Raw genomic sequence first — 23,144 nt, forward strand, 5'->3', positions numbered from 1 at the left:
ATTGATCCGGTCAATTCGCCCGGCAGGCAGTCGAGCCTGCTCCCGGTTCAGCGCGCTCAAGATGCGCCCAATAGACCGGGCAATCGTTTTTCATGCACAGACCAGACAATGTGCGGCACGGATGCCAGATTTATGCATTGCTTAATTACTGGCGGCACTGGATTGATAGGCCGTCTATTTTGTGCGCAATGGTTGGCGCGAGGCCACAGCCTCACGGTACTCAGCCGCTCTCCCGAGAAGGTGCACAAACTCTGTGGCGAAGCCGCCCAGGGCGTACGCGAACTGCAACAGGTCGAAGGCCCGGTAGATGTGGTCGTCAACCTGGCGGGAGAGACCATTTCCAAGCGCTGGACCAGCGCGCGCAAACAGGAAATCCGCCGCTCGCGGCTGGAGACCACCAGCCAGCTGGTGCAGTGGATCCTGTCCAGGGAACAGCGCCCCGAATACATCCTTTCCGGCTCCGCGGTGGGCTATTACGGTGACCGCGGCGGTGATCTGCTCCGGGAAACCAGCGGGCCCGGCGGCGGATTCGCTGCGGAACTGTGTCGGGATTGGGAAGCTGCAACCCAACCCCTGCAGCAGGCAGGACTGTGCGTGGGTACCATGCGCACCGCTATCGTACTATCCACTCGCGGCGGTGCCCTGCCGCAGATGCTGCCCGCCTTCCGACTTGGCGTCGGTGGTCCCATGAGTAGCGGTGAACACTGGATGAGTTGGATTCACGAAGAAGATATCGTCGGCCTGATGTTACATACCATCGACCGGCGCATCTGCACCCCCTTCAACGCAAGCGCCCCGGAACCAGTCACCAACAACAGTTTCTCCCGTCTGCTGGCAAGACAGCTGCATCGTCCCTGTCTGCTGCGAACACCGGCATGGGCACTGCGGCTGATGTTCGGCGAGATGGCGGATGAGCTGCTCCTCGCCAGCCAGAGAATGGAACCGCGTGTGGCACTGGACAGTGGCTACAGCTTTCAGTATCCGACGCTGGAGAAAGCCCTCGCCGACCTGCTGGGCAGCACACCCCAAAACGGCGAGGCCCACGCTTCATCCAGGTCTCGCTGAGCGACGACCAACTGGATACGGCTTTCGCCTGGTCACCGCAGACATGCCCTACCCCAAAAACTCAAACAGGAAATACAAACGAGCCCGCACTGGGCGGGCTCGAGATGTGTGTATTGCCGGAGTTGGCTAGACTGGCTGGAGGTCAGGCCGCAGCGGTATTGCGGGTCAGTATTGTCTCCAGATAGCTGCGCGCGCCGTCGGAGGTCACGGGCTCAGCCTTGCACTCCACCGGAGCCGACCCGACCCAGTGTGCGTGCCAGCGATACCAGTTGTGGGCTTCGGCACCGCTCTCCCGGCTATCGCTGGATTCCTGGCGCAGTTCCACAAAATCGGTCTGCTCCGGGTCCAGTTTGAACTCGCGGACGATCTGCCCGACGAAGGTTTCGAAGTTTTTGCTCAGCCTGGCGGCACTTTCCTCACCTGCAGACAACATCACCAGCTGGCGCTTGCCGCGGCGGGCCATTTTCAGACCGATCCACACCGGACGGTTCAGGCGATTGTGCAACTGAATGGGGGAGAAGGATGCTGGGATACCCGTCATCTGGAGGTTACCTCGATTTTTATGTTGTTATTGTGCGCGACATGGCCGAAGCCGCCGCGTAGATGCTCCATCATCCGAAACTTACTCCATTACCTATTATTTTGGACTTCCGCGTCGATCCACGTAGCCAGGTTGATCGTTGTTTGACGATGCAAGCAGGCGCCCGATGGTTTCAGGAGTAACCGTCTTGTAAGGCGCCCATACTAGTTATTCACACCGGGGGCATCAAGCGCATATCTGGAATCAAACCGGCCCGACGGTCAACTTTCCGCGTCCGCAAGACGCTCAGCAAGTCCGCCGGGAGGGCAGTGGACGCCAGCGATACCACTGATCTGCCACCAGCTCACGCCAGTACACCTGACTGCGCAACAGGGCCGCCGCACTGGGCAGCCAGCGCAGCAGACCGCTCTCGGCCCGCGGCACCAGCTCTCCAGCACTCCCGACCGGGAGAGGCCGTACCTGAATTCCGGCGCGGGCAAAACTTTCCGCGGCCCTGGGCATGTGCCACCAGTGCGTCACCAGAAGCACACCTTCGACTCCCGAATCGTGCAGAAGTGCCGCAGAGTTGGTCGCGTTCTCCGCCGTCGTACGGCTGCAATTCTCACGCCAAGTCACCGGGCGCCGGAACAGATTTTCCAGCGCATCGGCCATCAGGTCTGCCTCTGGCGCCTTCTCCTCACTGAAAACCCGCCCTCCCGAGACCAGGATCGGCAGCTTGTCCGGCGCCTCTCCCGCCGCCCAGGCAACGCGCTCGAGGCTGGCGGCGGAAAGCCGCTCAGCGCCGGTCTCCGCATCCCGGTAGCGGCCGCCGCCGAGCACCACAACCGCCGTCGGCTCCATATCCGGCGCCTCCGGAAGCGAATGGACCAAGCGCTGTCCCAGCCAGCCGGAGAATGCCGGTGTCGCGCAAATCCACAAGGTGATAAAGCACAGGATAGCCAGCGGCAGTGACAGTTTGGCTACTGGGGTAGACGCGGGGAAAAACCAGAATACGAAGGCCATCAGCAGTCCGACCAGCGGGGCGAAAGGCGGCATGATGAGGGTTGCCAGAGCGGCTTGCAGTTCCATCTTGTGGCAGCGGTCCTGTTTTCAGAATGAGATATTATTGTTGAGGAAACACGTGCTCGCACCAACATGGTGCGAGGCAATCAAGAGCCCCAGCCTGAGCTGCGGCAACTCAATTCTCTTCGAGGCCGCCGCTAATCTGCCGGAAACACCCAAATCCACAGCGGTGACACGGCGTAATTTGAGCGCCTGTATCGGGCAATGCACGGTAGCCACAGCCCAGACACTGCAACTCCTCTCCCTCTCCCACATCTTCCCCGGCAAGCGCCCAGGGCTCGCCGTGACGGATACAGTACATCAATGCCGGCCAGGCTGACTTGGTCGGGTCCGCGGCATCCAGCAGCCAGTCGCCGGTGCGCTCCTCGAGGGTTTTCAGTTCACCGCCCAGATCCTCCAGATACTCCTCTGCCCGGTGCACATCGTCTTTGAGCCAGGCGCGCAGGAAGGCCGCCTTGCTGGCGGTGAGCTTTTCCACCGCCAATTCATCCTCGACCAATCTTTCCAGATCCTGGCGCACCCCGGCGGTTACTTTCTCGTCTTCGAGCAGCAGATCCGGGTTATCAACCGGTTGTGCAGCTTTTGGATCGGCTTTCGACCCCGCTTTAGGTTTCTTACTCACCCCATCCCTCCTATAATTCGCCGTTTTCCGACCGAACCGCAAGCGCGTCTTCTGGTCAGAATTTCCCAATAGATCGAGTCACAGAGTATAGGTTCCCCACAGATGGAAGAGCAGTACAACCCCTCAGCAGTCGAAGCCGCCGCCCAGGGCCATTGGGCCGAGCAGAAAAGCTTCGAGGTAAAGGAAGACCCCGCCAAGGACAAGTTCTACTGCCTATCCATGTTCCCCTACCCCAGCGGCAAGCTGCACATGGGGCACGTGCGCAACTACACCATCACCGATGTGATCTCCCGCTACCAGCGCATGCAGGGCAAAAACGTCCTGCACCCTATGGGCTGGGACGCCTTCGGCCTGCCGGCGGAAAACGCCGCGATCCAGAACAAGACCGCACCGGCCAAGTGGACCTACTCCAACATCGACTACATGAAAGGCCAGTTGAAAGCCCTCGGCTTCGGTTTTGACTGGTCCCGCGAGCTGGCCACCTGCCAGCCGTCCTACTACCGCTGGGAACAGTGGTTCTTCACCCGCCTGTACAAGAAAGGCCTGGTGTACAAGAAGAACTCCGCCGTGAACTGGTGTCCCCACGATGCCACCGTACTGGCCAACGAGCAGGTGGAAGACGGTGCCTGCTGGCGCTGCGGCACCACCGTGGAGCGCCGCGAACTGGCGCAGTGGTTTATCAAGATCACCGACTACGCCGAAGAACTGCTGAAAGACCTGGATCAGCTTCCCGACTGGCCGGAGCAGGTGCGCACCATGCAACGCAACTGGATCGGCAAATCCAAGGGCGTCGAGCTGGCCTTCGCCCTGCCCATGACCATTGCCGGCGTCGATCACTTCGACGTCTACACCACCCGTCCGGATACCCTGATGGGCGTCACCTACGTGTCTCTCGCCTCGGAACACCCGATCGCCCTGGAACTGGCCGAATCCAATCCAGAGCTGAAGGCCTTCATTGCCGAGTGCAAGAAGCAATCCATGTCCGAGGCCGATATGGCCACCATGGACAAAAAAGGCATGGACACCGGCCTCAAGGCCATCCACCCACTCACTGGTGAAGAAATCCCGGTGTGGGTCGCCAACTACGTGCTGATGGATTACGGCAGTGGTGCCGTGATGGCGGTCCCCGCCCACGACCAGCGCGACTGGGAATTTGCCAAAAAGTACGACCTGCCGATCAAGCAGGTGGTCACACCTGCGGGCGCCGAATCCGTCGACCTGGAAAAAGAAGCTTTCACCGAAAAAGGCGTACTGGTCAATTCCGGTGGCTTCGACGGCCTCGACTTCGATGCCGCGTTCAATGCCATCGCCGACGGTTTAGAGGCTGCAGGCAAGGGTCGCGTCACCACCAACTACCGCCTGCGCGACTGGGGCGTGTCCCGTCAACGTTACTGGGGCGCACCGATTCCCATGTTCAACCTGGCCGACGGCAGCGAAATCCCGGTACCCGCAGAAAAACTGCCGATCCTGCTGCCGGAAGACGTGGAGCTGGACGGCGTCACCTCCCCGATCAAAGCCGATCCGGAGTGGTGCAAAGACGAATACAACGGCGAAGCGGTCGAGCGCGAAACCGACACCTTCGACACCTTCATGGAATCCAGCTGGTATTACGCCCGCTACACCTGCCCCGATTTCGAAGAAGGCATGCTCGACCCGGACCGCGCCAACTACTGGCTGCCGGTCGACCAGTATGTAGGCGGTATCGAACACGCCATCCTGCACCTGCTGTACGCGCGCTTCTTCCACAAACTGATGCGCGACGAAGGCCTGGTGAAGAGCGACGAGCCCTTCAAGCGCCTTCTGTGCCAGGGCATGGTGCTCGCCGAATCCTTCTACAAGGAAGAAAACGGCCACAAAACCTGGATCGCCCCCACCGCGGTCGACGTAGAGCGCGACGACAAGGGCAAGCCGATCAAAGCCATCGAGCGCGCCACCGGTGAAGAAGTGGTTGCCGGCGGCGTGGTCAAAATGTCCAAGTCCAAAAACAACGGCATCGACCCCCACGCAGCGGTGCAGGAATACGGTGCCGACACCGTGCGCCTGTTCACCATGTTCGCCGCGCCCCCCGAGCAGACCCTCGAGTGGCACGACTCCGGCGTGGAAGGCGCCAGCCGCTTCCTGCGCAAACTGTGGAAAACCGTCCACGGCCATATCGAAGCCGGCGACGGCAGCGCTGCGATCGACACCTCAGCCCTGACTGAAAAACAGGAGCAGCTGCGCCGCAAAACCCACGAAACCATCCAGAAAGTCAGCGACGACTACGGCCGCCGCCAGACCTTCAACACCGCCGTCGCCGCGGTGATGGAACTGCTGAACGAAGTAGGCAAGATCGCAGAACGAGATTCCGCCAACGGCCTTGCCGTAGAACGCGAAGCCCTGCAGGCCGCCGTCATGCTGCTGGCCCCGGTGACCCCGCATATCAGCCACGAACTGTGGAATGCGCTGGGCAACAGCGGCGAACTGGTCGATGCCCAGTGGCCGCAGGTCGACGAAAAAGCCCTGGTGCGTTCCAGTATCACCCTGGTCGTTCAGGTGAACGGCAAGCTGCGTGCAAAGCTGGAAGTACCGGCAGATGCGGACAAGGAGACCCTGGAAAAAATGGCGCTGACCGACGAGAACGTACTCAAATTTACCGATGGTAAAACCGTACGCAAGGTCATCGTGGTACCGGGTAAGCTGGTCAATATCGTCGCCAATTAATAAGCCCTACTCACCTTACGAAGCTCATCACTTGATGCTAAGGGCGGGTGCCGGGTAAGGGTTTTTGAAAGCGTCAGCGACAGGGACGTCGCTGACGCAGCGTACATGGATGTATTCACAGCGGTTTCAAAAACCCTTACCCGGTATCCGGCCGCCGCTCCAGCTTAAAAAGGTCCACTTCGGACTCACAAAATAATTCGGAAGTTCATGAATACAATAATGCTCCGCACCCTGACAGTAATCCTGGCCGTCACCATCGCAGCCTGCGGCTGGCACCTCCGCGGCGCACCGAAGAACTTCCCGCCCGGCAGCAAGCTCTACATCACCACCGAAGATCCGAGAAGCGAACTGGCCGAAAGCATCACCCGTCTGCTGCAGACCAGTGGCCTGCCCCTGGCCGAAGCCCCCACTGAGGCCGACTTCACCCTCACGATTCACAAAGAGACCGAAACCAAACGCACCGTCTCCGTCGACTCCAAGGGCCGCGCCTCCGAATACGAACTGATCACCAGCGCCGAATACAGCGTGCGCGACAAAACTGGCCGCGACCTGCTCACCATGGCCAAAGCAGACGTGTACCGTACCCTCGAATGGGACGACAACGAAGTCGTGAGTAAAGGGGAAGAAGAGCGCCTGCAGCGGGAAGAAATGCGCCGCGAACTCATCAGCCGTATCATCGACCGCCTGCGTCGCATAGAAATCAGCAGCCCGGTCACCGACGACCCCGCCTCCCCGTAAGGAACCGCGGCAATCATGGCAAGAATCAACCCGCGGCAACTGCCCCAGAACCTGCGTCAGGGCCTCGCCCCCATCTACGTCGTCACCGGTGACGAACCGCTGCTGGTGCAGGAGTGTTGCGACAGCATCCGCGAAACCGCGCGCAAGCACGGTTTTAACGAGCGCGACCTGCTACACGGCGAGCACAACTTCGACTGGGGGCAACTGCTATCCGCCGCTGGCAGCATGTCGCTGTTCGCCGACAAAAAAGTCATCGAACTGCGTCTCCCTGGCGGTAAACCCGGCGATAAAGGCAGCAAAGCCCTGCAAGAGTTCGCCAGCATGGCCAACGACGACACCCTGCTGCTACTGGTGCTGCCGCGGCTCGACCGCTCCCAGCTCAACAGCAAATGGGTCAAGGCGCTGGAAGCCAAAGGCGTGTTGGTTCAGATCTGGCCTGTAGATGCCGCAGAAATGCCCCGCTGGATACACCAGCGTTTGCGCAGTGCCGGACTCGAAGCGGAACCCGAAGCGATACAGATACTTGCAGAACGCGTGGAAGGAAACCTGCTCGCCGCCAGCCAGGAAATCGAAAAGCTGAAACTGCTCGCCAGCGACAGCGTGATCACTGCCGACACCATGAACAACGCCGTCGCCAGCTCCGCGCGCTACGATGTCTTCGGCCTGATCGACAAAGCCCTCGCCGCCGATGCCGCCGGCGCCGTCAGAACCCTGCAGGGGTTACGCGCAGAAGGCGTGGAAGCCCCGGTAGTGCTCTGGGCCATCGCCCGCGAAATCCGCAGCCTGATCGACATCCAGAAAAAACTCGACGAAGGCCAGCCCATCAACCGGCTGGTGCGCATCCAGAAACGCCAGCCCGCGGTACAGGCCGCCTGCCGACGCCTGCACCCCAGGCACCTGGAAAATTTCCTGCTGCGCGCCCGCGCCGTAGACAATGCCATCAAGGGCGGCAAAGAAATGGATCCCTGGGCGGGGCTGCTGGAGCTGACGCTCAACCTGTCTGGCAAACGCAGTATCTGATCGCCGAATTTAATCTGCGGTTTTTTCTGCATAAATTGCCTTGACCATAGCGCCCTCGTCGCTGTCCCCGGGCAACTCCCAGAACATGATGCCGCCGAGGCCCAGCTCTTTTGCATAGCGGGTTTTCAGCGTCAGGGAACGCGGTGTATCAAAGGTGGCATACCGCTGCTTTTCCGCGTCGTAGGCATAAGCTGCCACGGCGTCTTCATCCCAGAACAGCCGATAGCCGTTTTCGGGGCGATATTCCGCAGCCAATTGTGAATAACGCAACCCGGGTACATGACGCCCGGACTGATAGCGTCCGTTATCCTCCTCCGCTACGCCTTCCCAAACCCGCGAATAGAACGCGGCGCCGATCACGATCTTCTTTGCAGGGAATCCAGCGTTCAGCAAAAAGCGCACCGCATTGTCTGTGGACTGCTTCTGGTCCGCAGTGGAATACAAGGGCGTGTGGTGGCCGGTCACCGTGCTGAAGCCGTTGACCAGGTCATAACTCATCAGATTGACGCTATTGATGAGAGGCGCAATCTCCTGCCATTCCATCGACTTCTGCAAGAACTCATCGAACCCGCCGGCGGCCACGGTAATCAGAGATTCATCCCCCAGGGTGGAGCGCAGCGCCCGCACCAGTGCGGTGAAATTCTGCCGGTCCTGCGGCTTGTATGGGTGTCCGGGGTGTCCCTCGATGGCCGGGTATTCCCAGTCCAGATCCAGGCCATCCCCACCAATATCAGTCAGCACCGACTTTACAGAGCGCGCAAACACCTGCCGGTTTTCTGCGGAGGAGAAAACACCCGAGCAGGGTTCACAACCTCCCCAGCCACCAAGTGCCAGCATCACCTTCAGGTGTGGATACGTTTTCTTCAGCGCCAGTAAACGACGGTAGTCATCAATCGCAGCGGCATCGCGGAAACTGACTTTATTTCCATCCAGGTACACAAAGCTGTAGATCAGGTGCGTCAACTTGTTGAAATCGTAGCGATCCAGGTCGCGCCCATCACCGGTGTAATAGCCCATTACCGCCAGCTGCCCCGGGCTGACAGGTGCAGCCACACCGTCAGATTCTTTCGCGACGACTGACCCGATCGACAGCGCCAATACCAACCATGCACCGAGACACGCGCTCACACACAACCGCAGAAACCCCACAGAACAACGCGCCATAACTTCCCCCTTTCCCTTATTGATCGAATCGGATTTCGCATACTATCGCTGAACGCCCAATAATGACAACGCTGTCACAACTTCTCTCAAAAGCCCGGGATAGGATTTGTGCACCGCACGAGACGCGCAGGACGTTGGCGCAAGTCGACAAGACCACCGACCGCAAAAGGCAACTGAATTTGACGATAAGCCGGTAGGATAAACGGCAAAAGAATGCGCGGCTGACTACCCTAAAGCCTGAGCCCCCATGGCATCCGTCTGCAGGTCTATAGAGAGATAATCCATGAGCAAAGACCAAGGCCCATCCGTTCTGGCCAACACACACACGGTGTTAAACCAGCCCGCCCCGCTACAGGGTCACAACCTGTACGCCAATGACACTGCACTGTGCGAAGCGGTACAGCGCAACGGAGGCCACTGGGGAGAAGACGATCTGCAGCGCTACGGCGAGATTTGCGGCCGCCCGGAATGGATTGAGCGCGGCTTCCAGGCCAATCACTACAAACCCGAGTTTGAACCCCACGACCGCATTGGCAACCGGGTGGATCAGGTCAATTACCACCCGGCCTATCACCAGCTAATGCAACTTGCCATGTCGGAGGGATTGCACTCTGCCCCCTGGACCGACCCGAAACCCGGGGCGCACGTGGTGCGAGCCGCCAAGTATTACCTGCACTGCCAGGTAGAAGCCGGACACGGCTGTCCGGTTACCATGACCTTTGCCTCGGTGCCGTCAATTCGTCTCAGTCCGGCGCTGGCAAAGGAGTGGCTGCCGAAAATTTGCGACCGCGGTTACGATCCCAGCAACCGCCCGCATACGGAAAAATCCGCCCTGACCATTGGTATGGGAATGACCGAAAAACAGGGAGGTTCCGATGTGCGCGCCAATACCACGACAGCGGCACCGCTGGGCGACGGCAGCTACGAACTGGTCGGCCACAAGTGGTTTACCTCGGCACCCATGTGCGATGCCTTCCTGATGCTGGCCCAGACCGAGGCGGGGCTGAGCTGCTTTCTGGTGCCGCGCTGGCGCCCGGACGGCAGCAAAAACCCGATACAGGTACAGCGGCTCAAGGACAAGGCCGGCAATGTCTCCAACGCCTCGTCAGAAATCGAACTGCGCGGCGCTATCGGCTGGCTGGTCGGAGAGGAAGGCCGCGGTGTACCGGCGATCATAGAAATGGTTTCTGCCACCCGGTTTGACTGCATGATCGGATCCTCCGGCGGTCAGCGCCAGGCCACCCTGCAGGCGATCTACCACGCGAGTCAGCGCAGCGCCTTCGGCAAGACATTGATCGATCAGCCACTGATGCAGAATGTGCTGGCGGACCTGCAGCTGGAGGTGGAAGGTTCCATCGCCATGACCATGCGTATGGCGCAGGCAATGGATCATCTGGACGATGAACAACAGAAACTGTTGATGCGTCTCGGTACCGCGGTGGGTAAATACTGGATCTGCAAGCGCACCCCGCACCACGCTTATGAAGCGATGGAATGCCTGGGTGGCAACGGTGTGATTGAAAACTTTATTACCGCCCGTCTTTACCGGGATGCGCCGATCAACGCCATCTGGGAAGGATCCGGCAATATTCAGGCACTGGACGTGCTGCGGGCCCTGACGAAGACACCAGAGGTGCTCACCAACTGGTATGACGAGCTGGAAAAAAGTAAAGGCAACGATCTGCGTTTCGACCGCGCCCTGGCACACCTGAAAGGCCAGCTCTCGGATATGGACAATATTGAATACCGCGCACGACACATCGTCGACCAGTTGGCACTTACGATGCAAAGCCACCTGCTGATGCAAGCGGGCAATAGTGCCGTCGCCGAGGGATTTATCGCCTCGCGTTTAGAAACGCGCGGCGCAGGAAATACTGGGACTTTACCAACGGGAGTGGATATAAAGACGATTATCGAGCGCGGCAACCCACTGGCTATGTGACCTACGTGCAAATTTCCAAGCCAACGCCAGCGCAGGCGACACCAAAAGTATTCACCAGGGCGCGCTAATCAAACCCAAGCTGGGTTGCCGGACCACCGTGATGTAAATTGTGTATCGCCTCTGCTATCAAAGGCGCACAGTCCACGACCTGAAGTGACGGCGCTACCACCTGTGGCAGCGAGTTGGTCACGGCGATGGCTTCCAGTGGCAACTGGCCCAGCCCCGCCAGAGCATTTCCACAGAATTGCCCGTGACTGGCCAGCGCCCAGATGCGGGCGGCACCACCGCCCTGAATCGCGGCAACCGCGCGGGTGATGGTACCGCCACCGGCAATCAGGTCGTCAACGATCAGCACACAGGCATCGTCGACGTCGCCAATCAACGTACCACCGGAAAGCTGATCTGCACTGCGGTATTTCTCAACAAATGCGCGGCCAATTTCCCGCCCCAACCGCTCACGAAGCGCCTGACGCATGGCTTCAGCGCGTTTCACTCCACCGACATCCGGCGAAGCCACCACCAGAGGATGGCGATCCCCCTGCAGCTGCTGTACTGCGAAATCCACAAACAACCGCTGCGCCGGCAGATGCAGGGTTCGGCAGCGGAAAGCATTCTCAAATGCGGACTGATTGTGGGCATCGAGAGTCACGACCGCGTCCGTACCCAAAGATTCAAACAAGCTCGCCAGGTAGCGGCTGGAAAGAGGATCGTGAAGTTTGGTGCGTCGATCCTTACGACCGTAACAGAGGTAGGGAATAACGGCGGTAACCCTGGCAGCACCAGCATCTTTCAGCGCGCCGATAAAGAAAAGAAGGCGTATCAGCTTGTCGTTGAGGCCAGTACTCGCGTCGCTATACAGGGATTGCACCAGGTAGATATCGTCGCCCTCCACATCTTCGAGGGGACGGATCTTGTGTTCGCCATCGACGAAATCGCGCTCCTCGTGGGCAGACAACGGTACACCGAGCGCGGCGGATACGCGCTCGGCGAACTCGGTACCGGCCTCGAGGCTAAACAGTTTCAGACCGGTCATCAATCAGGTACCGCTGGAACCAGCCAATGGCAAGGCGCACCACCTCCTCCAGAGTGCCGGCTTCCTCAAACAAATGGGTAGCACCGGGGACTATTTCCAGTTTGGGCCCCTCCGCGTTGCAAGACAGCCAGTCCATTTTTGCTGCCGCACGCCGATTTAACTCAATCACCTGATAATCCTCACCGCCAACCACCAGCAGCGTGGGCGCCTGCACCAGGGGCAAGGCAGCATCCGCCAGATCCGGGCGGCCGCCGCGTGACACTACCGCTTTTACCGCGTGTGGCCGCGCCGCGGCGGCGATGAGAGCGGCGGCGGCTCCTGTACTTGATCCGAACAACCCGATGTTCAATGGTGCAGCCGCCTCATAAACTACCGCCCAATCTAGTGCGGCAATCAGCCGCTGAGCCAGCAGCTCGATATCGAAGCGGTATTCCCGGGTAATCTCGTCGACCCGGTGCTCATCTGCGGTCAGCAGATCGAACAACAGAGTACCGATTCCAGCTCGATTCAGCTCCGCCGCGACCGCATTGTTTCGCGGGCTGAAGCGGCTACTGCCACTGCCGTGTGCGAAGAGCACCAGCGAGCAGGTCGTAGCCGGCAGGGTCAAAAAGCCCTCCAGCTGCTCTCCGGCGGCATCAATCAACACCTCCTGCCTATTCACCTTCCCCCCTCGCCAGCGAGTCAGCCTCGCGCATCAGCGCGATTACTTCCTCGTCCGTCAGTTGAGAGAAATCCCGATACCAGGCGCCAATGGCCCAGAAAGCTTCCGGGGTGGCAAGGCACACAATTTTGTCCACCAGCGGGCTAAAGCGCGCGAGGGCATCTGGCGGCGCAACCGGCACGGCGAGAACAATGGAAGCCGGTTGTTGCAGGCGAACTGCGCGCGCAGCGGCCTCCATAGTGGCACCGGTAGCAATACCGTCGTCCACCAGAATCACACAGCGACCTTTCAGGTCGGGCCAAGGTCGGTCTCCGCGGTACCGTCTGGCGCGTCGCTCGAGCTCTAAGTGCTCCTCGCTCGCCACGGCGTCCAGCGCTTCATCACTGATACCACAGTTCGCGATTACGTTTTCATTCACTACCCGCGCGCCGCTGGTAATCGCGCCCATCGCCAGCTCTCTGTGCCCCGGCACTCCCAGCTTGCGCACCAGCATCAAGTCGAGCGGAATACGCAGCGCACGCGCCACCTCCAGACCGAGAGGCACACCGCCACGAGGCAGCGCGAGCACAATGGCGTCCAGATGCTTTTTAACATCGGGCAAGGAAGAGCGCAGTGCCTCCGCAAGCAGACGCCCCGCTTCCACGCGGTCATAGAAGAGCGTCATTACGACTCACACCTCGATGGTTGAAAAATACAGGTCTCAGACCTGAATGCACTCAATACAAGCCCAATAAAACTAGACTAGCAAACAGGCACAACGACAAAGCGCGCCATGACCGACTCCAACGTCACAAACCCTGGACTGGAAGAGAAGACCCGCTTCCTGCTGTCCCCCAGCAGCTACCCCGAGAGCACGGAAGCAGTGCGGCTCATAGAGACCCATATGGCCCGGGTCTTTCTCACAGACCACTACGTCTACAAAATGAAAAAACCGGTGCGTTCCAGTTATCTCGATTTCAGCAGTCTGGAAAAACGATATGTCATCTGCCGCGAAGAGCTGCGCCTGAACCGGCGTATGACAGATGGAACCTATCTGGATGTGGTACCGCTGCGTGTTGATGAACTCGGGCAGTTGAACCTGGGTGAACGGGGTTTACCAGTGGAGTGGCTGGTCAAAATGCGCCGTCTACGGGAAGACGCCTCGCTTCCATACCGGATAAACAGCACTACACCCCAACAACTGGCACCACTGCTACAGCGACTGTGCGACTTTTATCGGGCCGCAGAACCTGTTTCCATACAGCCCGAGCAGTACCTGGCAAGACTGCGCCATCGCTGCAGGGAATTGCGCAACCAGCTGAAAGCCACCGAAATGTCTCTGGATGCCAGGGAAATCGACCAGCTGGCAAACGCCTTGCTGGACTTTATCCTGCGCGAAGCAGAGCTCCTCGGCGAACGTGCGGCGAAGGGAAAAATCGTCGAGGGGCACGGTGACCTGCGACCGGAGCACTGCTTCCTGACCCAGCCGCCGCAAATCATTGACTGCCTGGAATTTGACCCCAACCTGCGTTGCGTCGACCCGGTGGACGAGTTGAGTTATCTCGCGCTCGAGTGCGAATTACTGGGACATGCGAGCCTGGGAGAGGCGTGTGTTGAATTTTACTATCGATCGAGCGGCGACAGGCCAGCGCCGATCCTGTCAAATTTCTATCGCGCCGAACGCGCCCTGCTTCGCGCCCAACTCGCGGCCGCTCACTTGCTGGATAGCGACGTTACAGAACCAGAAAAGTGGCGAAAGAAAACACGTGAGTATCTCAATGCGGCGCATCGTTACTGCCTCACATTGGAATAGTCAGTCCGCTGAAACTTACACGCCGCTCCAATGAGGTATTTTTACCTTACTTGCGCTCCTGAGCCTGTAAAGTAAACCCCTTATAAAACTGCTGCGCGGTACGGCCGCTGTGGCTTGCACGCAGCATGGCAAACTGTTTGGCCGCAGTATGCAGTTCTGCGCGATCACCAACGTAGTCGGTAAAGAGCTGGTCGACCATCCGCAGGTAGGTATCCCAGTCGGCAGGGTAAAAGCTCAACCACAGGCCGAAGCGATCGGCGAGGGAAAGGGTTTCTTCAACCTGGTCTCCGTGATGCAGCTCACCCTCGACAATTCGGGTATCCCGATTTGCCGCCATATCTTCCGGTAACAGATGACGGCGGTTGGACGTTGCGTACAGCAATACGTTTTCCGGTGGTAATTCAAGGGAGCCCTCAAGGATACTTTTGAGGGCCTTGTATCGTGCATCTCCGCGCTCGAAAGCGAGATCATCACAGAACAGGATAAACCGGTATTCACGCGTATCCTCGCCATCCAGCTGATCGATAATTTCGGGGATATCATCGAGGTCGTGGAAGTTCACCTCTACGCAACGTAATCCATCATCGGCAAAGGTATTCAGCAGCGCTTTGATCAGGCTGGACTTTCCGGTACCGCGACTGCCCCAAAGTAATGCGTGATTCGCAGGCTTCCCCTGTAGAAAGCGGCGCGTATTATCAAACAGCGCCTGCTTTTGGGTATCGATTCCCACTAACAAGTCAGCGGATACCGGGTCCATGCGACGCACCGGCTTCAGTGTCGCTGTCTTCGGTCGCCAGATTGCTGCGCGATACTTTTCCCAATCCACCTGCACGTCTCTCCATCCCGTCATTCAATTACCAGGGTATTTGTGACCCGTCCCAGAACAGCAGCTTGCCGGTATCAGCATCGCTTAGCTTTTCGAGAACGGACACGATTCTATCGGCGCTCAGTGCCGGAGTGTAGAGTTTATCCGCGGAAATATTTTGCTGGAAAGGTTTGGAAAGTGCGGTATCAGTGGTACCCGGGTGAACCGCAACCACTCGACAACTGTCGAGCTTTCTGCCCCACTCTATGGACAGGTTGCGCACCAGCATATTCAATGCGGCCTTGCTCATGCGATAGCTGTACCAGCCACCCAGGTGATTGTCTTCGATACTGCCCACCTTGGCAGACAGCGAGGCCCAGGTCAGGGGGGAACGTTTCTGTAACAGCGGCGCCAGCACCTGTGCCAAATGCATATGACTCAGTACATTGACGGAAATACTGTGCAACAGGGCCTCATCCGTGCACTGCTGCAAGTTTTTTTCCGGAAGGTGATCCGGCCAGTGGAGAATACCACTGCAGTGAATCACCCAGTTCGGCAGTGGCTCGGAACGCAGCCAGTCGGCAACGTCGACCGTGGTTTCGGGATCACTGAGGTCCGCCGAATAGTGGCTGTGTTGTCCGTCAGAAGATGCGCTGTGTGCGCGACTGATGGTAAGCAGCTTGGCTTGTGGAAACCGCCGCGATAACTCTTCGACCAGGGCCGTACCGAGACCACCGCCGGCCCCGGCGACAAGAATAACTTCCGGCGGTGTGTTTACTGCCTGCTGCATTGGCTTCCCTGCCTACTCGCCTGCACATTTGTTTGCCGTTACTGCTTTGACTTACCGCCCTTGGCCGCTGTCGAAGGTTTTTCGACTTTCTTCATCACCCGCAACATGGGCTCATCTGAACGGAAAATCAGCCCGTGAATTTCTGTGGATGATTGCCCTTGCAACAGTTGCTGAAGGAACTGGACGATCTGCGCGGAAATTTCCTGCCCCGGCACCAGTACAGGAATACCCGGCGGATAAGGCACAATTTCGTCGGCACAGGTGCGGCCCACCAGCTTTTTCTCCGCCGCGATGCCATTGTCCATCAGTGGCAGCTCTTCAGTATCCGCAAAATAGGCATCTGCGGGCAGGCAATTGAGATGGGTAAACTCCGGCAACTGACGGGCAGTACCCACGTGGCTGCGTTTGCGCGGGTGACGTGCCAACTGTTTAAGGGCATGCACAAGACGTAGCAATTTACTCTCGGTGCTGCCCAAGGTGACCAGCACGGTAATCGTGTTGTAGGTGGTTTTTTCCACCTGGATACCGAACTGGTCGAATAGCTTGACCTGGATTTCCTTGCCGGAATAACCACTGGCGGTAACATCAATGGTGACCTTGGTGGGGTCGAGGCGAATATTGTCATTGGCCAGTGGCGCGGGAACCAGATCTTCCAGTGTCAACGCGCGGAATACACCAGTGGCATCCACCTCTCTTCTCAGGGTTGCCACCATCTGCCCGCAGTGCCGCAGGCGACCATAACCCTCCATCACCATCTGTTTGCGGGCCACATCCAGGCTCGCAATCATGGAGTATTGCGGGCTGGTGGAGGCGTACATGTTCAGATTTTCGCGGAAGCGGAATTCGTCGAAGTCCGGGTCCTGCACATGGATCATGCTGGCCTGGGAAAAGGCCGACAGCATCTTGTGGGTACTCTGGGTCACATAATCGGCGCCGCATTCCAGTGCCGTGGGCCGCAGCTCGGTGTGAAAATAGCCATGGGCGTACCAGGCTTCATCAATCAGCACTTTCACCCCGCGTTCGTGGGCGTAGTCGATGATCGGCTTGAGGTCGTAGCGCAGGCCATCGTAGGTACAGGATGTAATCACCAGCAGGCCCGCATCCGGGTGCTCGTCGAGGGCCACTTCAATATCGCTGCGACACACCGGGCCGTAGATCCCGAACTGGGGATGCAGGGTGGATTTGAGATACACCGGCTCCACACGGTTCATCACTATGGCGTGATGTACCGATTTGTGACAGGCCTGGTCCACGATAATTTTTCCGCCACCCCCAAGGATCTGCTGGATCACGACCTTGTTCGCAGTGGATGTCCCGTTGGTGAGGAAGAAGGTCTGCTGGGCGCCAAAAGCCTGCGCCGCCAGGTCCTGGGCCTCCTGGATCACCGAATGGGGCTCCAGCAGGCTGTCCAGTACCTGTACCGATACCGAGAGATCGGTATTGAAAACGTGCTCTCCCATAAACCGGTAAAAATCCCCCACCCACGGACTGTTGCGCAGGCTGTCGCCACCGGAGTGACCGGGGGTATGCCACGCGTCACGTGCGGAGAACACGTATTCCTTGAGGGTATCGGCAAAGGGAGTGGAGGCGCGGCGGGCGATAAATGCCTGCACCAGGCGGAACATATGATTGAAATTGCATTCGCGCCGGTCGAACAGCTCGTCGAAGCGCTTGCGCACGGACGCAGGAGCGCCGCCCTGGTCATTCAGGAATGAATCCTGCGCCACCAAAAATACATTCAGCTGGGCACGCAGGTTGTGCATACGATCCGCGAGTAGTTCGGCGTCTTTCAGCTCATCGGGGCTACAGCCACCGTCGATGATCAGCGCCTGCAGCCGGTCCTCTTCCCGCAGGCACTTCTCCAGCGCACTGGTGGCAACGGACTCGAAGCGCAACCCGAAAGGGTTCTCGTGCTGTGCGGCGGTCGCATTCAGGGCACCGACCCAGCTGCTGCTGAGATCGCGGTCATTACTGACCAGTGCCACACGGCACTCCAGTGGCTGATGCTGTTCGCACAGATTGCCCAGGTCAGGCATCGTCAGTTCTACACCCATAACGTTTCTTCTTATCTTTCAGCATAGAAGGCGGATACTAAAGGAGGCAGGAGACGATGTGGGATGAACAGGAGAAATTGGCGATAACTTCGGAAAAACTAAGGGGATACGAAATCAATGTACGGGAAATACCGGCACTTCAGAACTTTGCGCTCTGAACTTCTCCATTGAACTGCAAACACTGCTGCACCCGCACGCGCTGCACCGGGGTAAGCTCATTGACGGGAAAATAATCGTATTCCGAATGCTCCGAAGACAGGGTTATATCGCCATTCCCCTTGAAGTGGGCGCGAAAGATAAACACATGGGAATTATAGACCCGGTGGTAATACACGCCACTCAGATAGTCGATCACAACATCCCGGCCCAGCTCTTCCTGGCACTCCCGCAGCAACGCCTCGTGGATGGTTTCCCCCAGATCCAGTGCTCCGCCCGGCAGCCCCCAGGTCTTGTCCGCGTAGGTGGCGCGCAGTTGCAGGATCTCGCCATCGTCGTTGGAAATGACCGCGTGTGCACTCAGTTTGTAAGTATCGTCAAAACCCATCCGTGGACCTTGTGTTTGAATCAGCTACCAGTGCCCCGAGCCAGCTCGAAACCGATCCCGAGTGTCTGCACCGTTTCATCGTAGTCGATCAGGCTCTCGCCGTAACCGTTGAAATATTTAACAAAGCCGCGCACCCGTCGCCCCATAGGGAAACTCCAGCGTAACTCCACCGCCCCTTTGTTATCCGAGCGCAGATTGTTGCGCAGCATCATGGAGATATTGTGCCGGCCACGCTCTATCCCGCCGGTGAGCTCAAAGTGCCCCAGATAGAACTCCAAGTCTGGATTGTCATCGTCTTCGCGGTCTTCGGGAATCCGGTACCAGGGCTTGAATGTCAGGAAATATTCGTCTTTCTCGAACACAAAGTTGGCGTATACCCGGTTCCAACTGCGCGATAGTGGTTCGCTGCGGCCGTTGGACTGATGGTTGAACGCAATCTGGTTGGCGACGTTCTGGAAACCGAACAGGGTCCAGTCGTTCAACCAGGTCATGATCAGCTCCGGTTCGTGATTGGTCTCGCGAAATGGAGCGGAGTCGTCGGAGTTGTACCCCTGCCAGAAGGAGCGGTTGGTATAGGCAAAGCTCATAAACGAGGCACTGCCGAGAAACCCGCGCCATACGGGCACCTGAACCGAGAGCTGGAACTGGATCTCTATCGAGTCCAGGTCGATGGGGACACCATTCACTTCCACCCCCTCGAGCCCCGCCTTATTGGGAGACGGGTTATAAATTACGGGGAGCAGGTAATTGGTCTTGTGGGAAGCGAGGGTAAATGGGTTTTCTGCGGCCTCCCGAATTGCCTGCGCGCGCTTGCTGGCACGCGGTTCGCCTTCCCCGTGGGACTCCACCTCGGGCACCGTAGCGAAAAGTGGCGACTCCTCAAGCTGCCGGCCATCGCGAATGACCGACAGGCGACAGCGGATCCGCATTTCCTCAAGGGTGATATTGGCGGGTGCGGTTACCAGCTGCTCCCGCAGGCAGTTTTCCTGGCGTTGGTCCTCGCTTTGCAGGGAATCGTCCATCTGCAACAGCTCCACCTCGTCGTAAGCCGTAGGCGGCGCCTCGCTGGTTGTCTCTACGGTGTCATCAGATGCCTTAACTGGCCCAATGGACAGCACGCAGGCGAGAGCCGCGACAACCACAGCGGGGGACGATAATTGAACAAAAAAGCGACGGGATAAAAGCAAGACTGGCGCTCCTGAATACCTACAGGGCGCCAGTTTACATGGTTTACGGAATCATAGCGTGGGGTCGGTCAGAGTATTGGCCCCGGCTCAACACAGGGATTTCAGCTCCGGGGCCCACTCCAGATCGCGCAGACGCACCTGCCACAGGCGCCCGGTACTACTGGGCCAGTCGTAGCCCACCAGCAAGCCCCGAGGATCCACAAAACAGTGCGCATCGCGCTCCGCCTCGTCTCCCTGATAGGAAAATGCGGTGATATCCGGGCCCAGGTCGTGGACGCCCTGGATATTGGCATCTCCCGGCATGATGGCCGCGCGGCGATGGCTGACCCGGGGCGCCAGCAGCTTGCCCCGCTGGGAGGGATCGACAATATCCGGCGCCACGACTTCACAGCCAAACTCCATGTCACACAGTCGCAACAAGAGCGGCCCCATAAAAATCCGCATCAGCGGAAACAGCAGCCGGTTGTGCCCCTCGATCACACTCTGCTGTAACCCGTTGGGACCGGTCCACTCCGCTTCGATCGCATCTCCCATATGCGGCGCCTGCCCTGTGGCGGGTGTGAGTCGGTAGTGGGCGCTAACCTCATCCACCTCGTCTTTCCAGGTTACCCGGCATTCGGTCACCAGTCCCGCGGCCATCAGTGCCCGCACTTCAATGCCGTGACCCTGCTCGCCCACCATTCGGCGGCTGACCAGCAGTTGTCGGCCCTGTTCATCACGCCCTAGCTGCCAGTCATCCTGCACCGGCATGGTTCTGCCATCGCAACTGTACTGGTAGCGCCCCTGGGCCAGGTTAGCAGTCAATCGCATAAGATCTTCGTCCATGATTTCTCTTAATGCTGAGAAGGAAATTGTTGGTGCGCGCGCACAAAATTGATGCACAACTTAAGCGCGTTCGCCTGCAAAAAGTATTGCACAAGCGTACAAATTTGCTGCGGATTTGTGACGCTTGCGGGAAATTTTTATGAGGGCTTACCGCGCCCCGCCAGCGCTTTGGCAAGCCCCGCGGCAAGTAGCTCGGGCGCGGCGGCGAGCGAAAAATTCTGTAGTGCCCGTTCACTCACGCTTTAGGGCATAATCGACGGGTTTGTTACAACGGAATTTTACGGGGAGAAAGCCAGCATGCTCGAATGGCTCAATACACACATCGCCTACTGGCACTGGCTGGTACTGGGGTTACTTCTGGTCACCGCGGAGATTTTTGTCTCCGGCTTTATCCTGTTCTGGTTCGGTGTCTCCGCGCTGTTTATGGGCGCCCTGCTTTTGGCCGTGGGTATGCCCATTACCGCTCAGCTGTTGCTGTGGGCAGCACTCTCCATCGCACTGGTATTTCTGTGGCTCAAATTTATCAAGCCCAACTGGAAAGACCGCACCACCTCCGGCATGGCGATGGAAGCCCTCGCCGGTCAGGTGGGCTCGGTGATCGAGTCCAATATTGGCAAGCCCCGCGGCCGGATGCGCTTCCCCGCCCCCATTCTCGGCGAGGACGAGTGGCAATATATGAGCACCAGCGAAATTGCCATTGGCGAGCGGGTAAAGGTCATCAATATTTCCGGTAATACACTCGTGGTCAGCCCACTCTGATTACAGAAAAACAATTCCAACCTTCACACTCGATTTAAAAGGGGAAATAACCAACATGGAAGGATTATCCGTAGTACTGGCACTGGTAGTGCTGGTGATCATCACCATTGGCATGGGTGTGCGTATCGTACCCCAGGGCTCCAAGCACATAGTGCAGCGTCTGGGTAAATACCACAGCACCCTGAACCCGGGCATGAACGTCATCATCCCCTACGTGGACCAGGTCCCGTACAAGGTCACCACCAAAGATATCGTGCTCGATATTCCGTCTCAGGAAGTCATCACCCAGGACAACGCCACCATCATTGCCAACGCCGTGGCGTACATCAACATCGTCTCGCCGGAGAAAGCGGTGTACGGGGTGGAGGACTACGAAATTGCGATCCAGAACCTGGTGCAGACCGCGCTGCGCTCCATTGTCGGCGAAATGTCGCTGGACTCGGCCCTGTCCTCGAGGGATCTGATCAAGGCGAAACTCAAGGAAGGGATTTCTGACGATATTGCGGACTGGGGCATCAATCTGAAAACCGTGGAAATCCAGGACATCAACCCCTCCGCCACCATGCAGAAAGCGATGGAAGAGCAGGCGGCCGCAGAGCGCCAGCGCCGCGCCACGGTCACCCGCGCTGAGGGGGAAAAGCAGGCGGCGATTCTCGAGGCCGACGGCCGCCTGGAAGCCTCCAAGCGCGATGCCAAGGCCCAGGTGGTACTGGCCGATGCGAGTCGCGAGGCGATCGAACGGGTAACCCAGGCCATCGGCGACAAGGAAATGCCTGTCATGTACTTGCTGGGTGAACGCTACATCCACGCGCTGGAAGAACTTGCTACCTCCAGCAACGCCAAAAACATCCTGCTGCCCGCGGATCTCCCCAATGCGGTGAAAGGACTGCTGAACCGCTAACTCGAATAACTGGCAGCGCTATCCGTCTTTATAAATAGCGCTGCCAGAATTCTGCCTGCCCGAATGCCTCATCCAGGGCATAGGGCTTGAAGCCACACTTGCGATAAGCCGCCTGTGCCGGCAAATTTTTCTCCAGCACCTCCAGCGTGATCTTGCCGCAGCCGCGCTCGCGGGCAACTTCAGCCACTCTCTCCATCATCGCGGTACAGACACCCAGACCACGCGCCGCTTCAAGCACGACCACATCGTGGATATTCACCAGCGGCTTGCACTGGAAAGTGGAAAACCCCATGAAGCAATTGGTCAGCCCCAGCACCTCTTCGCCGCGATACGCCAGCACCGAGAAGGCTCCGGGAAATTCCGCCAGTCGTCCCAGCAGTTCGCGATGACACACGTCCGCCAGTGGCTCACCCGCACCAAACGGATCGCGGGAGTAGTGATCCATCATTGCGAGCAGGTCCGCGCCGTGCTTGCGATCCCGGTAATCGGCTATAACAGTAGTCAGTGGTGCGCCTTCAGGCTTATCTATCATTGGTAACCTCTTTTCACTTAATCCCGGGAGCTTTCCGGCTGTTCGCCGCTGCGTGCAATTTCGGCCTTCGCGGTCAATTCATTCTGGGTGAGAAAGAAGCGCCGGTAGTTGCGCACACGGGCCCGCTGAGCCAATAACCACCTGACTTTTTTACGCCGGCGCGCTGCGGTCGCGGAAGCCTTGTTGAATCGGCGTGGACGCCGGATCACCGAATTGCGAAGCCCCATAACGCCACTCCCTGTGTGGTCAAATTATTTGCGGACGAATCGACGCAGGTTAGCAGAAGCCCGTGGTATTTTCAGTCGGCAACCACCGCCCCACGAGCAGTATCAATGCCGGCTCAGATTGGCGCCCGTGGGCAAACAGGCTATCCTGCATCACCAACGCTCACCAATGGATTGAATGCC

The 23,144-nt window shown here is 58.5% G+C and carries 23 protein-coding genes; 8 read left to right on the forward strand and 15 right to left on the reverse strand.

Annotation, left to right across the window (positions count from 1 at the left end; genetic code table 11):
- The first annotated feature begins 132 nt into the window (after nucleotides 1–132).
- On the forward strand, nucleotides 133–1,065 hold the full coding sequence (locus HUW35_RS00630) for a TIGR01777 family oxidoreductase (protein ID WP_181253811.1): 933 nt from the start codon (nucleotides 133–135) through the stop codon (nucleotides 1,063–1,065).
- A 142-nt stretch (nucleotides 1,066–1,207) separates the two neighbouring features.
- Here HUW35_RS00630 and HUW35_RS00635 read toward each other — a convergent pair whose 3' ends face one another.
- The 3 genes from HUW35_RS00635 to HUW35_RS00645 form a co-directional block, all read right to left on the reverse strand.
- Nucleotides 1,208–1,606, reverse strand: a complete 399-nt coding sequence (locus HUW35_RS00635; RefSeq protein ID WP_181253812.1) for a hypothetical protein — start codon at nucleotides 1,604–1,606, stop codon at nucleotides 1,208–1,210.
- Between the two features lie 285 nt (nucleotides 1,607–1,891).
- Nucleotides 1,892–2,674, reverse strand: coding sequence for a YdcF family protein (locus HUW35_RS00640; RefSeq protein ID WP_181253813.1), 783 nt, complete (start codon nucleotides 2,672–2,674; stop codon nucleotides 1,892–1,894).
- 109 nt (nucleotides 2,675–2,783) lie between these two features.
- Nucleotides 2,784–3,290, reverse strand: a complete 507-nt coding sequence (locus HUW35_RS00645; protein WP_255463395.1) for a zinc ribbon-containing protein — start codon at nucleotides 3,288–3,290, stop codon at nucleotides 2,784–2,786.
- Between the two features lie 102 nt (nucleotides 3,291–3,392).
- On the opposite strand from HUW35_RS00645, the gene leuS reads away from it, so the two are divergent.
- The 3 genes from leuS to holA all read left to right on the forward strand — a co-directional run bounded on the left by leuS (nucleotide 3,393) and on the right by holA (nucleotide 7,748).
- Nucleotides 3,393–5,990 carry a leucine--tRNA ligase gene (leuS, locus tag HUW35_RS00650; RefSeq protein ID WP_181253814.1) on the forward strand — a complete coding sequence of 866 codons (2,598 nt, stop codon included), beginning with the start codon at nucleotides 3,393–3,395 and terminating at the stop codon, nucleotides 5,988–5,990.
- 219 nt (nucleotides 5,991–6,209) lie between these two features.
- Complete coding sequence (lptE, locus tag HUW35_RS00655) at nucleotides 6,210–6,728, forward strand: LPS assembly lipoprotein LptE (protein WP_255463396.1); 519 nt, start codon at nucleotides 6,210–6,212, stop codon at nucleotides 6,726–6,728.
- 15 nt (nucleotides 6,729–6,743) lie between these two features.
- Nucleotides 6,744–7,748, forward strand: a complete 1,005-nt coding sequence (holA, locus tag HUW35_RS00660; RefSeq protein WP_181253816.1) for a DNA polymerase III subunit delta — start codon at nucleotides 6,744–6,746, stop codon at nucleotides 7,746–7,748.
- A 9-nt stretch (nucleotides 7,749–7,757) separates the two neighbouring features.
- On the opposite strand, the gene HUW35_RS00665 is transcribed toward holA, so the two are convergent.
- Nucleotides 7,758–8,801 (reverse strand): glycoside hydrolase family 18 protein, encoded by a 1,044-nt coding sequence (locus tag HUW35_RS00665; RefSeq protein ID WP_219932626.1) that lies wholly within the window; start codon nucleotides 8,799–8,801, stop codon nucleotides 7,758–7,760.
- Nucleotides 8,802–9,195: 394 nt separating this feature from the next.
- Between HUW35_RS00665 and HUW35_RS00670 the strand changes: the two genes are divergently transcribed.
- Nucleotides 9,196–10,854: an isovaleryl-CoA dehydrogenase gene (locus HUW35_RS00670; RefSeq protein WP_181253817.1), complete on the forward strand. Its 1,659-nt coding sequence runs from the start codon at nucleotides 9,196–9,198 to the stop codon at nucleotides 10,852–10,854.
- A 64-nt stretch (nucleotides 10,855–10,918) separates the two neighbouring features.
- Here the strand turns inward: HUW35_RS00670 and HUW35_RS00675 are convergent, their stop codons facing one another.
- From HUW35_RS00675 to HUW35_RS00685, 3 genes are read right to left on the reverse strand one after another with little or no spacing between them, the layout of a single operon-like run.
- On the reverse strand, nucleotides 10,919–11,887 hold the full coding sequence (locus HUW35_RS00675) for a ribose-phosphate pyrophosphokinase (protein ID WP_181253818.1): 969 nt from the start codon (nucleotides 11,885–11,887) through the stop codon (nucleotides 10,919–10,921).
- Nucleotides 11,865–12,548, reverse strand: coding sequence for a dienelactone hydrolase family protein (locus HUW35_RS00680; protein ID WP_181253819.1), 684 nt, complete (start codon nucleotides 12,546–12,548; stop codon nucleotides 11,865–11,867). The genes HUW35_RS00675 and HUW35_RS00680 overlap by 23 nt, the downstream gene beginning before the upstream one ends.
- Nucleotides 12,541–13,212, reverse strand: coding sequence for a phosphoribosyltransferase (locus tag HUW35_RS00685; protein ID WP_181253820.1), 672 nt, complete (start codon nucleotides 13,210–13,212; stop codon nucleotides 12,541–12,543). The genes HUW35_RS00680 and HUW35_RS00685 overlap by 8 nt, the downstream gene beginning before the upstream one ends.
- 108 nt (nucleotides 13,213–13,320) lie before the next feature.
- On the opposite strand from HUW35_RS00685, the gene HUW35_RS00690 reads away from it, so the two are divergent.
- Entirely contained in the window at nucleotides 13,321–14,340 is a 1,020-nt protein-coding gene (locus tag HUW35_RS00690) for a hypothetical protein (RefSeq protein ID WP_181253821.1), read from the forward strand.
- A gap of 46 nt (nucleotides 14,341–14,386) precedes the next feature.
- On the opposite strand, the gene HUW35_RS00695 is transcribed toward HUW35_RS00690, so the two are convergent.
- The 6 genes from HUW35_RS00695 to HUW35_RS00720 all read right to left on the reverse strand — a co-directional run bounded on the left by HUW35_RS00695 (nucleotide 14,387) and on the right by HUW35_RS00720 (nucleotide 20,545).
- Nucleotides 14,387–15,190, reverse strand: coding sequence for an ATP-binding protein (locus HUW35_RS00695; protein ID WP_181253822.1), 804 nt, complete (start codon nucleotides 15,188–15,190; stop codon nucleotides 14,387–14,389).
- Nucleotides 15,191–15,194: 4 nt separating this feature from the next.
- Complete coding sequence (locus HUW35_RS00700; RefSeq protein ID WP_181253823.1) at nucleotides 15,195–15,935, reverse strand: SDR family NAD(P)-dependent oxidoreductase; 741 nt, start codon at nucleotides 15,933–15,935, stop codon at nucleotides 15,195–15,197.
- 38 nt (nucleotides 15,936–15,973) lie between these two features.
- Nucleotides 15,974–17,989, reverse strand: coding sequence for an aminotransferase class I/II-fold pyridoxal phosphate-dependent enzyme (locus HUW35_RS00705; protein ID WP_181253824.1), 2,016 nt, complete (start codon nucleotides 17,987–17,989; stop codon nucleotides 15,974–15,976).
- A 139-nt stretch (nucleotides 17,990–18,128) separates the two neighbouring features.
- Nucleotides 18,129–18,533, reverse strand: a complete 405-nt coding sequence (locus HUW35_RS00710; protein ID WP_181253825.1) for an NUDIX hydrolase — start codon at nucleotides 18,531–18,533, stop codon at nucleotides 18,129–18,131.
- A gap of 20 nt (nucleotides 18,534–18,553) precedes the next feature.
- On the reverse strand, nucleotides 18,554–19,720 hold the full coding sequence (locus tag HUW35_RS00715) for a phospholipase A (RefSeq protein ID WP_255463397.1): 1,167 nt from the start codon (nucleotides 19,718–19,720) through the stop codon (nucleotides 18,554–18,556).
- Nucleotides 19,721–19,807: 87 nt separating this feature from the next.
- A complete protein-coding gene (locus tag HUW35_RS00720) occupies nucleotides 19,808–20,545 on the reverse strand; it encodes a hypothetical protein (protein ID WP_255463398.1) in 738 nt (245 codons plus the stop codon).
- Between the two features lie 297 nt (nucleotides 20,546–20,842).
- Here HUW35_RS00720 and HUW35_RS00725 point away from each other — a divergent pair, with 297 nt between their 5' ends.
- Together HUW35_RS00725 and HUW35_RS00730 are read left to right on the forward strand one after the other, a co-directional pair.
- A complete protein-coding gene (locus HUW35_RS00725; RefSeq protein ID WP_181253826.1) occupies nucleotides 20,843–21,304 on the forward strand; it encodes an NfeD family protein in 462 nt (153 codons plus the stop codon).
- 55 nt (nucleotides 21,305–21,359) lie between these two features.
- Nucleotides 21,360–22,205: an SPFH domain-containing protein gene (locus HUW35_RS00730; protein WP_181253827.1), complete on the forward strand. Its 846-nt coding sequence runs from the start codon at nucleotides 21,360–21,362 to the stop codon at nucleotides 22,203–22,205.
- Nucleotides 22,206–22,233: 28 nt separating this feature from the next.
- Here HUW35_RS00730 and HUW35_RS00735 read toward each other — a convergent pair whose 3' ends face one another.
- Nucleotides 22,234–22,737 (reverse strand): N-acetyltransferase, encoded by a 504-nt coding sequence (locus HUW35_RS00735; protein WP_181253828.1) that lies wholly within the window; start codon nucleotides 22,735–22,737, stop codon nucleotides 22,234–22,236.
- Nucleotides 22,738–22,754: 17 nt separating this feature from the next.
- Nucleotides 22,755–22,964 (reverse strand): hypothetical protein, encoded by a 210-nt coding sequence (locus HUW35_RS00740; RefSeq protein ID WP_181253829.1) that lies wholly within the window; start codon nucleotides 22,962–22,964, stop codon nucleotides 22,755–22,757.
- Nucleotides 22,965–23,144: the final 180 nt, after the last annotated feature.

The sequence above is a fragment of the Microbulbifer sp. YPW1 genome (assembly GCF_013367775.1).
Lineage (GTDB): Bacteria > Pseudomonadota > Gammaproteobacteria > Pseudomonadales > Cellvibrionaceae > Microbulbifer.